Annotated in this window: 12 protein-coding genes, 1 tRNA gene and 1 rRNA gene; 13 read left to right on the top strand and 1 reads right to left on the bottom strand. The window is 49.6% G+C overall.

The window, feature by feature from the left end; all coding sequences use genetic code 11:
* Nucleotides 1-18 precede the first annotated feature (18 nt).
* The 10 genes from rrf (at nucleotide 19) to MKX64_RS09790 (ending at nucleotide 8,954) form a co-directional block, all read left to right on the top strand.
* Nucleotides 19-135, top strand: a 5S ribosomal RNA gene (gene rrf, locus MKX64_RS09835).
* A 476-nt stretch (nucleotides 136-611) separates the two neighbouring features.
* Complete coding sequence (gene guaB / locus MKX64_RS09830; RefSeq protein WP_095399356.1) at nucleotides 612-2,069, top strand: IMP dehydrogenase; 1,458 nt, start codon at nucleotides 612-614, stop codon at nucleotides 2,067-2,069.
* Nucleotides 2,070-2,254: 185 nt separating this feature from the next.
* On the top strand, nucleotides 2,255-3,658 hold the full coding sequence (locus tag MKX64_RS09825; RefSeq protein WP_341035713.1) for a D-alanyl-D-alanine carboxypeptidase family protein: 1,404 nt from the start codon (nucleotides 2,255-2,257) through the stop codon (nucleotides 3,656-3,658).
* Nucleotides 3,659-3,825: 167 nt separating this feature from the next.
* Nucleotides 3,826-4,707: a pyridoxal 5'-phosphate synthase lyase subunit PdxS gene (gene pdxS, locus MKX64_RS09820; protein ID WP_095268167.1), complete on the top strand. Its 882-nt coding sequence runs from the start codon at nucleotides 3,826-3,828 to the stop codon at nucleotides 4,705-4,707.
* Between the two features lie 17 nt (nucleotides 4,708-4,724).
* Nucleotides 4,725-5,309 (top strand): pyridoxal 5'-phosphate synthase glutaminase subunit PdxT, encoded by a 585-nt coding sequence (gene pdxT, locus MKX64_RS09815; protein WP_095268168.1) that lies wholly within the window; start codon nucleotides 4,725-4,727, stop codon nucleotides 5,307-5,309.
* 93 nt (nucleotides 5,310-5,402) lie between these two features.
* Nucleotides 5,403-6,689 carry a serine--tRNA ligase gene (gene serS / locus MKX64_RS09810; protein WP_095399353.1) on the top strand — a complete coding sequence of 429 codons (1,287 nt, stop codon included), beginning with the start codon at nucleotides 5,403-5,405 and terminating at the stop codon, nucleotides 6,687-6,689.
* Nucleotides 6,690-6,763: 74 nt separating this feature from the next.
* Nucleotides 6,764-6,852 (top strand) — tRNA-Ser (locus tag MKX64_RS09805).
* A 97-nt stretch (nucleotides 6,853-6,949) separates the two neighbouring features.
* Nucleotides 6,950-7,291 (top strand): hypothetical protein, encoded by a 342-nt coding sequence (locus MKX64_RS09800; protein ID WP_095268170.1) that lies wholly within the window; start codon nucleotides 6,950-6,952, stop codon nucleotides 7,289-7,291.
* Nucleotides 7,292-7,404: 113 nt separating this feature from the next.
* Entirely contained in the window at nucleotides 7,405-7,554 is a 150-nt protein-coding gene (locus MKX64_RS09795) for a small acid-soluble spore protein P (protein ID WP_341035712.1), read from the top strand.
* 323 nt (nucleotides 7,555-7,877) lie between these two features.
* A complete protein-coding gene (locus tag MKX64_RS09790; RefSeq protein WP_095399352.1) occupies nucleotides 7,878-8,954 on the top strand; it encodes a hypothetical protein in 1,077 nt (358 codons plus the stop codon).
* A gap of 136 nt (nucleotides 8,955-9,090) precedes the next feature.
* On the opposite strand, the gene tadA is transcribed toward MKX64_RS09790, so the two are convergent.
* Nucleotides 9,091-9,579, bottom strand: coding sequence for a tRNA adenosine(34) deaminase TadA (tadA, locus tag MKX64_RS09785; RefSeq protein ID WP_095268068.1), 489 nt, complete (start codon nucleotides 9,577-9,579; stop codon nucleotides 9,091-9,093).
* A gap of 358 nt (nucleotides 9,580-9,937) precedes the next feature.
* Between tadA and MKX64_RS09780 the strand changes: the two genes are divergently transcribed.
* From MKX64_RS09780 to MKX64_RS09770, 3 genes are all read left to right on the top strand, one after another.
* Nucleotides 9,938-12,247, top strand: coding sequence for a PAS domain S-box protein (locus tag MKX64_RS09780; protein ID WP_095268069.1), 2,310 nt, complete (start codon nucleotides 9,938-9,940; stop codon nucleotides 12,245-12,247).
* Between the two features lie 29 nt (nucleotides 12,248-12,276).
* On the top strand, nucleotides 12,277-12,978 hold the full coding sequence (gene rluF / locus MKX64_RS09775; protein WP_095268070.1) for a 23S rRNA pseudouridine(2604) synthase RluF: 702 nt from the start codon (nucleotides 12,277-12,279) through the stop codon (nucleotides 12,976-12,978).
* A 184-nt stretch (nucleotides 12,979-13,162) separates the two neighbouring features.
* Nucleotides 13,163-14,523, top strand: a protein-coding gene (locus MKX64_RS09770; RefSeq protein ID WP_095268202.1) for an IS1182 family transposase whose coding sequence is annotated in 2 segments (ribosomal slippage) — nucleotides 13,163-13,730 and nucleotides 13,730-14,523 — 1,362 coding nt in all. Because the reading frame shifts where the segments join, the coding sequence is not laid out codon by codon here.
* The last annotated feature ends 125 nt before the right edge of the window (nucleotides 14,524-14,648 follow it).

Below are 14,648 nucleotides of genomic sequence, written 5' to 3'. Positions count from 1 at the left end.
AAGCTTCGAAAAATCATGTCTGGTGGCGATAGCGGAGGGGTTCCACGCGTACCCATACCGAACACGACCGTTAAGCCCTCCAGCGCCGATGGTACTTGGACCGAAGGGTCCCGGGAGAGTAGGACGTTGCCAGGCGAACAACCGAACAAGCTCGTTATCGATTCGTCGATAGCGAGCTTGTTTTTTGTCTTTTCTTTTGGCATAAAGCTATTCGTGAATCTCATGTTTGCTGTGATGAAGTCTATCTTGCCTGCTTCTGCAGGTCATCCGGACCGTTTTAATGCATTGCACGCTGGGCATACTAAAGCAGCTTTACCGAGTGGTCCCAACATTCCTCACCGGATGGTGTTTTGTATATGTACAGCATTTAATTAGTTGTTATGTAAGGATATGGACGGACTTTGTCCGTTCACGGTAGACACGGATATTGTCCTGAATGGATGGTGCAGCTATGCAGAAAAAGGTCTGTTCCAATGCCTTGACAGCCTATAGGGCCTTTGCTAAGATTGCAATAATATATTTCTGAAAATACAGAAAACGCCGTCCCATCCAGCCTTGAAACTATATTTAAAGTCCGCCGGAAGACGACAAACAAAGGAGGAATAACCCAGGTGTGGGAAGATAAGTTTAGCAAGGAAGGCTTTACTTTTGACGATGTATTATTGGTTCCTAGAAAATCCGAGGTACTCCCTAAGGAAGTGGATGTGACCACAAGATTAAGTGAACATGTGAAGTTGAACATTCCATTGATCAGTGCCGGAATGGACACCGTTACAGAGGCGCCTCTGGCGATTGCCATTGCTAGAGAAGGTGGAATCGGTATCATTCATAAAAATATGACAATCGAACAGCAAGCGGAGGAAGTCGATCGGGTGAAGCGCTCAGAGAGCGGCGTCATTACGAATCCATTTTCCCTTCGGGCTGACAACCTGGTAGCTGATGCTGAGAAACTGATGGGCAAATTCCGGATTTCCGGTGTGCCAATTGTTGATGAGCATAATAAGCTGATCGGGATTTTGACGAATCGTGACCTCCGTTTCGTCCACGACTACAACACCGTGATCCGCGATGTAATGACCAGCGAGAATCTGGTCACTGCTCCGGTTGGCACAACGCTGCAGGATGCGGAGTCGATTCTGCAAAAGCATAAAATCGAGAAGCTTCCTCTCGTGGATGAGAGCAACGTCCTGAAAGGCCTTATTACGATCAAGGACATCGAGAAAGCAATCCAGTTCCCGAACGCCGCCAAGGATGCGCAAGGTCGTCTGTTGGTGGGCGCTGCCATCGGTATCTCCAAAGACACCTTTGACCGTGCAGAGGCGCTTGTTCAGGCAGGCGTAGACGTGATCACGGTGGATTCGGCTCACGGCCATCATATTAACATTATCGAGGCTGTGCGCAAGCTGCGTGAGCGTTATCCGGATCTTACGATCATTGCTGGTAACGTGGCGACAGGTGAAGGAACTCGCGAGCTGATCGAAGCCGGAGCATCTGTAGTAAAAGTCGGCATTGGACCAGGCTCCATCTGTACAACCCGGGTTATTGCTGGTATCGGTGTGCCGCAAATTACAGCCATCTATGACTGTGCTACCGTAGCGAAGGAATACGGTATTCCGATTATTGCTGACGGCGGTATCAAATATTCCGGTGAGATTACGAAAGCAATCGCCGCAGGCGCACACGCCGTCATGCTGGGCAGCATGTTTGCCGGCACGGAGGAAAGCCCTGGTGAATTCGAAATTTACCAAGGCCGTCGCTTCAAAGCTTATCGTGGTATGGGCTCCATGGCTGCTATGAAGCAAGGCAGCAAGGACCGCTACTTCCAGGAGGATGACAAGAAGCTGGTTCCTGAGGGGATCGAAGGTCGCGTAGCTTATAAGGGGCCGCTTGCGGATACAATCCATCAGCTGATCGGCGGTCTGCGCTCTGGTATGGGTTATTGCGGAACGAAGGATCTGGAAGAGCTTCGTAACGATACCCAATTCGTTCGCATCACGGGTGCGGGTCTTCGCGAGAGCCATCCGCATAACATTCAAATTACGAAGGAAGCGCCTAACTATTCCTTGTAAGAAGGAGCCTTTTGATGTTTTACTCTCGGGTTAACAGCAGATTATACATCAACTGCGAATATATGTAATTTATTTCCTCGGACAAGCCTGCCGGATTTCGGTTGGCTTGTCTTTTTTTGATACCCCCCCTATGATAGAATAGAACAAGCAATTGACTTATTGAGAATTAGAGGGGAGTAATTCCATTGATAGAGAAGTCTGCAAGAAAGAAACGTAAAATCGTACAACGAACTATAGCATCCTTGATGCTCGTTAATATATTGGGCTTTTCCACCGTCCCGGCCGTATCTTTCGCCGCGTCCCACCTGGTAGCGACGGCGGAGACGACAAGCACCGATGAAACGGAAGCGACGACTACGACCAATTCGAAGCCAGACAAGGTACCATCCATAGATCAGCTCGGGCTCGAAGTGAAATCCGCTGTGCTGCTGGAGCCAACCACAGGTCAGATACTGTTGAACATCGACGCTGACGTGGCGTTGCCACCCGCCAGTATGACGAAGATGATGACAGAGTATATTGTGGCTGAGCAGGTGAAGCAAGGCATCATCTCTTGGGATGATGTCGTCACGGTGCGGGAGAATGCAGCCAAGAGTGTAGGCTCCCGCATCTTCCTTGCTGAGGGCGATCAGCATACGGTAAGAGAGCTGTACATCGCGATGGCGGTAGGCTCGGCGAACGATGCGACGGTTGCCCTGGCGGAGTATGTGGCAGGCTCCGAGGCAGAGTTTGTCACCATGATGAACGAAACCGCGAAGCAAATGGGAATGGAAACGGCCTTTTTTATTAACTCAACAGGTTTGAGCCGGGCCGATATGCCAGAGAAATTCCGTCCACAAGAAGATCGCGAAACGGTGATGTCCGCCATGGACGCCGCGCTTCTTGTTAAACACATCGTCATGGACCATCCGGATTTTGCCGAGTTTACGGCGATTCCGTCCTATAAGTTCCGTGAACGGGATAAGGATCCAATCATTAACTACAACTGGATGCTGGAGTCCAACAAGGATATTACCAACTTTAAAGCTTATGCCTATGAAGGCCTTGATGGCATGAAGACCGGACATACGTCGGCAGCAGGATACTGCTTTGCAGGGACGGCTGAACGGGATGGCATGCGTCTGATCAGTGTGGTGATGGGGACTAAATCGGAAGGCGCTCGTTTCCAGGAAACACGCAAGGTGCTGGATTACGGCTTCGACAATTTTGAAATCAAAGAGGTTGTACCGGCACAATCGACGGTAGAAGGTTTTGAGAATATCCAGGTCAGCAAGGGCAAGGCTACAGAAGCTGCCATTGTAACGGACAAGCCGGTAAGCTTCATGCTTCCTAAAGGATCGAGTGGTGCTAACATCAACTTTGAAGCGACCATCGACAGCAACAATCTGACGGCGCCAGTTGCGAAGGATACAAAAGTAGGCACCGTGACATACTCTTATACAGTAGAAGGTATGGACAGTGAGCAGACGGTAACGGTTAATTTGATTACAGCTGACGAGGTTGAGAAGGCGGGATGGTTCAAGCTGTTGATGCGTGCAATCTCACAGTTCTTCGCAGATCTGTTCGAATCGATCAAAAATCTTTTTTAACCGAAACGTATAAATCCCGAGTAAATGGGTTGTATATTTGAGTTGATTGGGGTAAAATATCAAGTTAGATTCATGGACAAAGTTACGGACAGCGTGATGAATTAACATACCACTGGCATCGCTTGTGGCGATTCAGATATATCGTATTATTCGGGAGGCTAGGGCATATGGAAACAGGAACAGCTACTGTAAAAAGAGGCATGGCAGAAATGCAAAAAGGCGGCGTCATCATGGACGTCATGAACGCAGAGCAAGCGAAGATTGCCGAGGCTGCTGGCGCAACTGCCGTTATGGCACTGGAAAGAGTCCCTTCTGACATTCGTGCGGCAGGCGGCGTGGCTCGCATGGCGGACCCTACCATTGTGGAGGAAGTCATGAAGGTCGTATCCATTCCGGTAATGGCTAAAGCTCGTATCGGTCACTATGTCGAGGCGAAGGTTCTTGAGTCTCTCGGTGTCGATTACTTGGACGAGAGCGAGGTCCTGACGCCGGCTGATGAAGTTTTCCATATCGATAAATGGGATTTTACCGTTCCTTTCGTATGCGGCGCCAAGGACATCGGTGAAGCGCTCAGACGGATCGGTGAAGGTGCATCCATGATCCGTACGAAGGGTGAGCCGGGAACAGGGAACATCGTGGAAGCTGTTCGTCATATGCGTCTGATCAACAGCCAAATTCGTAAAGTGCAGAACATGTCGAAGGACGAGCTATATGCCGAAGCGAAGAATTTGGGTGTATCCTATGATCTGCTGAAAAGTGTACATGAATCGGGCAAGCTGCCTGTCGTGAACTTCGCTGCTGGTGGAATTGCAACGCCTGCGGATGCGGCTTTGATGATGCATCTCGGGGCAGACGGCGTATTCGTAGGCTCCGGTATTTTCAAGTCCGACAATCCGGAGAAGTTCGCTCGTGCTATCGTTGAAGCTACCACACATTATGAAGATTATAAATTGATTGCCGAGGTATCTAAAAACCTGGGCACCCCGATGAAAGGCATCGAGATTTCCAAGCTGTCGCCTGCTGAGCGGATGCAGGATCGCGGTTGGTAAGAGAGAGAAGGGGTAACATGAAGATCGGCGTACTGGCACTGCAGGGTGCCGTCACAGAGCATATTCGCAGCATATCGCTTGCTGGTGCCGATGGCGTTCCAGTCAAACGGGTGGAGCAGCTGGAGGATTTGGACGGGCTGATCATTCCCGGAGGAGAAAGCACTACCATCGGCAAGCTGATGCGCAAATACGGATTTATGGAAGCCATCCGGCAGTTTTCAGAGCAGGGCAAGCCAATTTTCGGAACATGCGCAGGACTGATCGTGCTGGCTGAACGGATTGACGGCCATGAGGAAGCTCATCTGAAGCTGATGAATATGACCGTGGCCCGCAACGCTTTTGGCCGGCAGCGTGAAAGCTTTGAGACCGATTTGGTTGTGAAGGGCATTGACGAGCCTATACGCGCGGTATTTATCCGTGCTCCCCTGATTATGGAGGTAGGATCGGACGTCGAGGTGCTGTCGACCTATAAGGATGAGATTGTGACCGCGCGTCAGGGGCATCTTCTGGCTGCATCCTTCCATCCGGAGCTGACGGATGATTTCCGATTGCATCAGTATTTTATTGAGATGGTGGAAGCAAGTCGAACTGGTGTACAATAAAAGAATAGAGAAAACATCTTGACTCTTGTTGCAAGAGTCAAGTTTGTTTTTCTTAAACAAGTGGAATTTGGATGTTATTTAGGAGGGTTTCCCGTGTTAGACGTAAAAATATTGCGCAACGACTATCACCGCGTAGAGGAAGCATTGAAGAACCGCGGCAAATCGCTTGATTTGATCTCGGATTTCCCCGAGCTGGATGCACGGCGGCGTGAGCTTCTCCAGGAAAGCGAGAACTTGAAGAACCGGCGGAATACGGTATCAGCTGAAGTGGCGAGATTGAAGAAGAACCGTGAAAATGCAGACGATCTCATTGTAGAAATGCGTGAGGTGTCCGACCGTATCAAAAGTTTGGATGAAGAGGTTCGTGAGCTTGAGAACCAGATTTCCGAGCTGACGCTGGCCATTCCGAATATTCCTCATGAAAGTGTGCCGGTCGGGGCTTCCGAAGAGGAGAATGTAGAGGTTCGCCGCTGGTCCGAGCCGCGGACGTTCGATTTTCAGCCGAAGGCTCACTGGGAAATTGCCCAAAGTACGGACATCCTTGATTTTGAAGCAGCAGGCAAGGTCACAGGCTCTCGATTCACGTTCTATAAAGGACTCGGAGCTCGACTTGAACGCGCGCTGATTAACTTCATGATGGACCTGCACAGCGATAAACACGGTTATGAAGAAATGCTTCCTCCCTATATCGTCAACCGGGACAGCCTGTACGGAACAGGCCAACTTCCTAAATTTGAAGAGGATCTGTTCAAGCTGAGCGACACGGATTACTATCTTATCCCGACGGCGGAAGTGCCTGTTACGAACTATCACCGCGAGGAAATTTTGAGCGCTCAAGAATTGCCAAAGTATTATGTGGCTTACAGCTCCTGCTTCCGTTCCGAGGCGGGTGCAGCCGGACGTGATACGCGAGGCCTGATTCGCCAGCATCAATTTAACAAGGTTGAAATGGTGAAGATAGTACATCCGGATCAATCTTTTGAAGAGCTTGAGAAGATGACTGCAGATGCAGAACGTGTACTTCAGCTTCTGGAGCTTCCATATCGCGTGATGCTGCTGTGCACGGGCGACATGGGATTTGGTTCCACGAAAACCTACGACCTGGAGGTATGGCTGCCGGAGAGCGGGATGTACCGTGAAATCTCTTCCTGCTCGAATATCGGGGACTTCCAGGCCCGCCGCGCGAATATTCGTTTCCGCCCGGAAGCGAAAGCGAAGCCGGAGTTCGTGCATACCTTGAATGGATCGGGGCTTGCCGTGGGTCGGACGGTAGCGGCTATTCTCGAGAACTACCAGCAAGCGGACGGCAGCGTCGTAATTCCGGAGGTTCTTCGTCCTTACATGGGCAATGTGAATGTCATTGCTCCGAAGGATAAATAATATTTGATAATTGTTGTCGTTCTGTGGTATAATGATCTTCGCATGTGATTCATGCAAGAGCTTTATACCATCTTGGAGAGGTACCGAAGCGGTCATAACGGGGCGGTCTTGAAAACCGTTAGGGGGCAACTCCACATGGGTTCGAATCCCATCCTCTCCGCCATACATATATAGAGTAAGCTGTTCCCTTCGGGGGACGGCTTTTTTTGTATAAAACAACACGCATCTCCGCAATTTATAAGGAAGGGGAGGTGTGAATGATGAACTCAGAGCTGAATGTAAATCAGGAAACGCTGGTCAGTGCCTGGCAAGAAAGACTCGGGACGATTCTGAAGCCAGGAGACCGGGCCGAGGTAGCTGCAGACGAAGGGAATCCTCAAGCTGTCCGGATCCATATTGATACGGCAGGGAGACAGGACTATTCATTCGACTTTCAATGCACCTACGTGGATTCCAGGGAAGTGAGAGTGGATCTGGTCGATGTGGAGCGAGCGGGCGCTACGACGGATGAGCGCAACGAGAACATTCAAGGGATGGTTAGCGATTACACACGTCACATTCATGAATGCGCACAAGCGCTTCAGCAAATCACACATCACTGACCGGGATCGTTGATTATAGGACCCAGGTCCTGATCATGCCGGCAAGGTCGACACAAGGCCAGGCAAACGCCTGGGAAGGCAGCTATCCCAGCAATTGAAATGGAGGTCATGGCATGAGCAAACCGAAATCTGTTCCGGTGCCGGAGGCGCAGGAGCCAAAGCGCGAGCGTGAGGAACAGCAACGTGGTGGGCAAGAGCCGCTGTCCGGGTCGCATCGTGCGAAAATTCGCAAGCAGTCGGGTAACTTTAATCCAGAAGGGTAGGCTCGATGCAGAGCCGGCTGTATGAGGAGAATAACAGAAGATTGGAGCTTCCTGCGATCGTGCGGGAGGCTCTTTTTCGTCTAATGAGAAAAAGCCTGATTTTTTTCTGAAACTCTTTCTGACTCCACCTCGTATAAAGGGGAAAGTGTTATTCAAAGGGCCCTTACAAATAACACGACATCATTTGGAATAAAGAAGTTTGATTTCAAAACAACTGAGATATTTCAGAAAAAATTCCAAAAAGTGTTTCTCAATCTGACAAAATAGGTTATGATGAAAAGGTCTGTTATTTTTTTCTTAAGATCTAGAGGGGAGAGTTTTTAATGAACAAGAAGTTAGTAGCCATTATGTTAACGCTGCTACTGTCCGTAACAGTCGTTCTCGCTGGCTGCGCCAAGAAAGACGAGCCGAAAGCTGCTATGGTCAATTCACTGAAGAGTGCAACAGCAATGACTTCCTATGAGATGAGCAGCAAATTCGTCATTGAGGATCTGGTAATGAACATTGCCGAAATAAATACTGCAGATGCGGAGCTTGCTCTTAACGTCCTGAAGAATGCAGAAGTCACGCTGGATGGGGTATACCAAGCCGATCCGATGCAAGCCGAGTTTAAAATGGGAATTAACTTGAAGGGCGATATGGCCATGTCCTTCAATCTGGATATGGTGATGACGCAGGAGAAAATCTATGTGAAGGTTCCGAATATCCCGATGCTGCCGCTGCCTGAAGAAGTTGTAGGCAAATTCCTAGTTCTTGATCTGAAGGAGCTTGCTGAGGAAGCTGGGGAATCCTTCAATCCGGCCACACTGGATGCGAAGAAATCCCAAGAGTTCTCGAATGAAATCCTTGAAGCATTCATGAGTGAGTTTGACGAAGAGAAATACTTCAAAGAAATCGCGGCATCCGATGTTAGCCTTCCAGAAGGCATTGAGACGAAGCAAATCATTCAATTCTCCATTAATAACGACAATGTGAATGAGGCTGTAGAACTGATCGTCAACAATGTGCTTCCTAAAATCCTTGACATCATTGCCAAGGAAGAATATCGTGAACTGGTCGGTCTGACGCAAGCAGAGATTGATGAAGCGAGAGAATCCATCACTTCGGTGAGTCAAGAAGATCTGAAGATCGCACTTGAGGAATTGAATGAGTTTCTCGTGATCAACAGCTTCAATATCAATACCGCTATCAACAAAAAAGACTTCCCTGTATACCAAGATGTGACGGCTGACCTGGTCTTCAACGATCCTGAGTCCAGCGACAACATGAAGCTTGTATTCAAAGGAAGCTCTCATTACACGAAAATCAATGAGACAGCAGAATTTAAAGTAGGCATCCCACAAGATGCTGATGTTGTTACCATGGAAGAATTCGAAGAGGCAATGTACTACGGGTATTAATTCTCTTTATTCGTTTTCATTGCAGCGAAAGCCCGGTCTCCACAGAGACCGGGCTTTGCTGTCACTATACATAACCAAAGAGCTTGTCTAGGTGGCCGAGGGGCCACTTGGCTGTGGATAACCACAGATCAACATGCTAAGCTTTACCACGCAGTTTGCGGAAAAACTGGGTGAGCAGAGCGGCGCATTCAGCTTGAAGAATGCCCTCCACGACCATCGTGCGATGGTTAAATCGCGGCTCTTGAAGCAGATTCATCAAGGTGCCTGCGCAGCCGGCTTTGGGGTCTCTCGTGCCGTAGATGACCTGAGGAATGCGGGATTGTACAATCGCACCGGCACACATCGGACAGGGCTCCAGGGTGACGTACAGGCTGCAATCCAGCAGACGCCAGGCTCCGAGCGTGCGGCTGGCCTCACGGATAGCTACCATCTCCGCATGGGCGGTTGCATCGAAGGTGGTCTCGCGAAGATTGAAGCCGCGCCCTACAATTTCATCTCCGCGGACAATGACGGCCCCGATCGGGACCTCACCGCGTTCTTCTGCTTTTTGCGCCTCTTTAATGGCTTCCTGCATCCAATATATATGTTGATCTTTATCCACAGCAAGCGAATCCGAAAATGACATGAAACTCTAGATCTCCCTTCGATTATACGTCAATAAGCTGTATTTTCTTCTATTATACAACGAACGTTCATTCGTTTGTTAACATGTTGTGGACATATCTGTGGATAACCGCTTGGTTATGCACATAGTTATACACATTATCCCCAAGGTGGTTGTGTATTTGTGAGTAACTTGTGGACATCGGTAGTGAAATTATCCGTTTTTCCACCTTAACCTATACCCCGAAGGAGCCGAAAATCACACTGTAGCCGTTTTTGTAATTCGGACGAAATTCTTTTCAAACGTACCTGATCAAGGTATCATGGGGTTAATAGTGCTTTCAGTCGCCTATGGCAACAGCGGAAAGGTGAAGAGGCCATTGTCAATCAAAACAAAACTGTCGATGATCTTGTCGATCTCGGTATTATTTATTCTTCTGCTTAATATAACATTGAACTATTATACAACACAGGAAAATTTGCAGCAGGACAGTGAGGCCAAAATGGTCATGGCCGCTACCCAAATTGCCATTACGGTGGAACAGACAGCTTACAGTTCCGGTTACGTCGATGGTGTGTTTGCCGATATGCTGCGTGTGGCGTCCATCAATGCTGCACGGTCGCTCGATCCTGATATTCGCAACATCACCAATGAAGAGCTGGTTGATTTGGCAGCAGAGCTGGGTGTGACGCATATCTCGCTTCTGGTCAAGTCCGGGAACGATATTATTGTCGCCAAGTCCTCTGCCGAAGAAGAGATCGGGTTATCCACATCCGATTGGGGCTATTGGCATACGGCATTTCAGGAGCTGTTCGAGCACCAGCAGGTGCTGTCGGTGACCCAAGGCCAGAAAGGAGAGAACTTCTGGTCCGGTCCCTTTGAATTTTCCACATCAAACCCGGAATTTATAGACAAATGGGGTTATTACTATGATGGCAAGCGCAACTATATTATAGACCCCTATATACGAAGCTCCAATATCAAGGATTTTGTCAAGGTGACGAGCCCGGATGTTGTCGTTGAAGAAACGATTAAGGCAAACCCTCGTATTCTGGAGGTGACGGGCATTAACCCGGACACGTTCGGTAATCCCTCCATGCGTGAGGACGGGAGTGATGAGACGCATCGCAAACTGAAGAATCGGCCGATCATGTTCGGAACTTATCAATATGGAAGTCTGGATCAGGATGTCGAGGCTGTGAACAGAGCGGTGGCTACCGGGGAGAATGTCGTATTTGTTCAGACGATCCAGGACAAAAAGGTGTTAAAAAGCTTCATTCCCATCAGCTCCGACAACCGGCCAACGAGTGTCATCAGCGTTGTGATGGACTATGAGGCGATCTCGTCAGTCATGCGGGAGCAGATGATCAGTCTCGTGGCGATATCGCTCGTCCTGCTCGAAATTGTTATATTCGGCAGCTACATCGTGGCCGGGTATTTCACCCGACCGATTCAGGCGATACTGGGAACGGTCAATGATGTAGCAGACGGCCATTTTGACCGCAGGCTTGAGGTAACCAGCCGTGACGAGCTGGGTCAGCTGGCTGGCCGTATCAACGCCATGACACGCAACTTGGGCCACTACACAAGCCAGTTGAAGCAGATGGTGGACGAGAACCTGTCGGTGAAGGAGTACTTGGAGTCTGTCATTAACCAGACTGCTGATGCGATTCATACGACCGATACGGACGGACGAATCATCAGTGTGAATAAAGCCTTTGAGCAGATGTATGGGTGGAAGGCTGATGAGGTGATCGGCATGAAGCCCGACCTTGTGCCGCCGGAGATGGAGCAGGAAGAGGCCGAGCGGATGCAGCGCTTGCGGAGCGGGGAGCGACTTCCACTGATCGAGACGGTCCGCATGCGGAAGGATGGCAGCCAGATCGAGGTCAGCATCAGCACCTCTGTCGTGCGTGACGAGCATGGCGACATCACATCGATCATCAGTGTCTCCAGGGACGTAACCGAGCGCAACCGGATGGAGGAGCTGCTGAGACGCTCTGAGAAGCTGACAACCGTCGGTCAACTGGCTGCCGGGGTGGCGCATGAGATCCGGAATCCGCTGACGACGCTGCGGGGATTTTTGCAGCTGCAGCAGGAGACGAAGAAGGCCAATCCGGATCATATTGATCTGATGCTGTCAGAGCTGGACCGGATTAATTTGATTGTGAGCGAGTTTTTAATCCTCGCCAAGCCTCAGGCTGTTCATTTCCAGCAGAAGGACGTCAGAGGCATTATGCGCGAGGTGCTGTCCTTCCTGGACACCCAGGCGCATCTGCACGGCGTACAGTTCAGGCTGGATTTTGCGGAGGAGCCGGCGCTTGTCCACTGTGAAGAGAACCAGCTCAAGCAGGTGTTCATCAATCTGTTGAAGAATGCGATTGAGGCGATGCCTAAGGGTGGAGTCGTCCGGATTGAGATGCGTCCCGAGCCGAACGAGCAGGTCAAGATTACGATCGAGGACGAGGGTGAAGGAATTCCGCCGGAATTGATGCCGCATCTGGGCGAGCCTTTTATTACGAATAAGGAAACCGGTACAGGCCTTGGACTGATGGTCAGCCAACGTATTATTCAGGGCCACCAGGGAACGCTTGAAGTAGAAAGCGAAGTCGGCCAGGGGACGAAAGTGGTAATCGTTCTGCCAGCGGCGGGGAGTGTCGCGGAAGAGGAAGAGCAGAAGGAATCATGAGAAACTCCGTACAATAAGGGGATGGCATCTTGAGAATTAATAAATTTATAAGCGAGACCGGCTTTTGCTCCCGCAGAGAAGCGGACAAGCTGGTTGAGAGCGGGAAAGTAACCATTAACGGTGTCACTGCTGTTCTGGGCAGTCAGGCAGAAGAGGGCGATGATGTTCGTATAAACGGACAACCGCTTCAGGCCAAGAAGAAGCATGTGTATATTGCTTTGAACAAGCCGGTTGGCATCACGAGTACGACAGAAGGTCATATTAAAGGCAATATCGTGGACTTTGTCGGCCATAAGGAGCGAATCTTTCCGATAGGCCGGCTGGACAAGGATTCGGAAGGGCTTATTCTGCTTACGAATGACGGGGATATCGTCAACAAAATACTGCGCTCTGAAGGCAGGCACGAGAAGGAGTATATCGTGACGGTCCATCGTCCGGTGACCGATTCCTTCCTGCGCGGAATGGCCAGCGGTGTGAAGATATTAGGCGAAATGACGCTCCCTTGCGAAGTAACCCGGGTGTCGGAGCGGGTGTTTCGAATCATTCTGACCGAGGGGAAGAATCGGCAGATTCGCAGAATGTGCAGTGCTTTCGGCTATGAGGTGAGAAGGCTGCAGCGGGTCCGGATCATGAACATCCGTCTGGGAAGCCAGAAGATCGGCACCTGGCGCGATCTAAGCGAACAGGAGAAGAGGGAGCTTGGACGACTGCTTCATTACACGCTGGAGTAACCTGCACAGTCGATGCTCCGGCATCAATATCCGGACAAAAATAAACCGATAGGCGATAAGCCTATCGGTTTACAGGCTGTCGAGAAAGTCTCGACAGCTATTTTTTTGTGTATTTAGTTCAACACGACACCGCGTTAATATTGTATAATATTTAGTAAATAAACTGTTCGGAAGGGTGTTAAATATGTTGCGTTCTAACCGAGAAAAACAGCAGGCTTACGAGTTTGTTTCGATTGAAGAATTGGTTCCCCACGATCATCTGCTTCGTAAAGTGGACAAGTATATCGATTTCTCTTTCATCGACGAAAAGGTCCGTCCGCTTTACTGTGCTGATAATGGGCGACCAGCCATCGATCCTGTCGTGTTATTTAAGATGATTTTCCTCGGTTATTTTTACGGCATCCGTTCAGAACGTCAACTGGAACGCGAGATTCAGACAAATCTGGCATACCGTTGGTTTCTTGGTTTGGGATTGACAGACAAAGTTCCGGACCATACCACCATTAGCTGGAACCGACGGACTCGTTTCAAAGACACTACTATCTTTCAAGATATCTTCGATGAGATTGTGCTGCAGGCAATCGAGCATCGCATGGTCGGCGGACGAGTCCTGGTTTCGGATTCCACGCATGTGAAGGCCAATGCGAACAAACACCAGTACACCAAGCAGCAGGTTCTACAAAACACACGAGATTACATGGACGAACTCAATGGCGCAGTAGAAGCCGACCGGAAGGCGCATGGAAAAAAGCTTTAAAACCCAGAGAGGATGTGGTCGAGAAGAAAGAAATCAAGGTGAGCAAAACCGACCCGGATAGCGGTTATATGATTCGCGATGGCAAACCGGAAGGATTCTTTTATTTAGATCACCGGACCGTTGATCTAAAATACAATCTGATTACCGATGTCCACGTCACGCCGGGAAACGTTCATGATTCTGTACCGTATTTGTCGCGTTTGGATCGCCAACGAGAGCGATTTGGTTTTGAAGTTGAAGCCGTTGCCCTGGATTCAGGTTATTTAACAACCCCCATCTGCAAAGGATTGCAGGAACGGGGGATCTTTGGCGTGATTGCTCACCGGAGATTTCATCCGACCCAAGGCTTGTTTCCGAAGTGGAAGTTTACCTATGATGCCGAGCGTAACCGTTATATTTGTCCGCTCCAGCATGAATTGTTGTATCGCACCACGAATCGAGAAGGATACCGGCAATATGCCTCCGACCCGAAGCACTGCAAGACTTGCCCGATGCTGGAGCAATGTACCCGTTCACGGAATCACCGCAAGGTCGTCACGCGCCATGTCTGGGAAGACAGCAAGGAATGGGTACGAAACAACCGGCTCAGTCGATCCGGTAAGTATTTATACCGAAAACGAAAAGAAACGATTGAGCGAAGCTTCGCGGATGCCAAAGAGCTCCATGGGTTTCGCTATTGCCGGTTGCGCGGGTTGCAAAACGTCAGGGAACAAGCTCTGATGACAGCAACCGTGCAGAATATGAAGAAGATGGCGATCCACTTGGATCGCCTGGAAAACAGGGGGTAATCCCCCCATTTCCCCTCTTGAAGTGACCACTTAAAAAGGGAGAAACCCTGTACTTTGAAAAAAGTGCAGGGTTTCTCGACAATCTGTAAACCGATAGGCGATAAGCCTATCGGTTTATTTCGTAT

This window comes from Paenibacillus sp. FSL M8-0334, from assembly GCF_038000405.1.
In the GTDB taxonomy this organism is placed as follows: Bacteria; Bacillota; Bacilli; order Paenibacillales; family Paenibacillaceae; genus Paenibacillus_AQ; species Paenibacillus_AQ campinasensis.
Note: the sequence above shows the minus strand (reverse complement) of the source record. Positions and strands in the feature narration are given on the sequence as shown.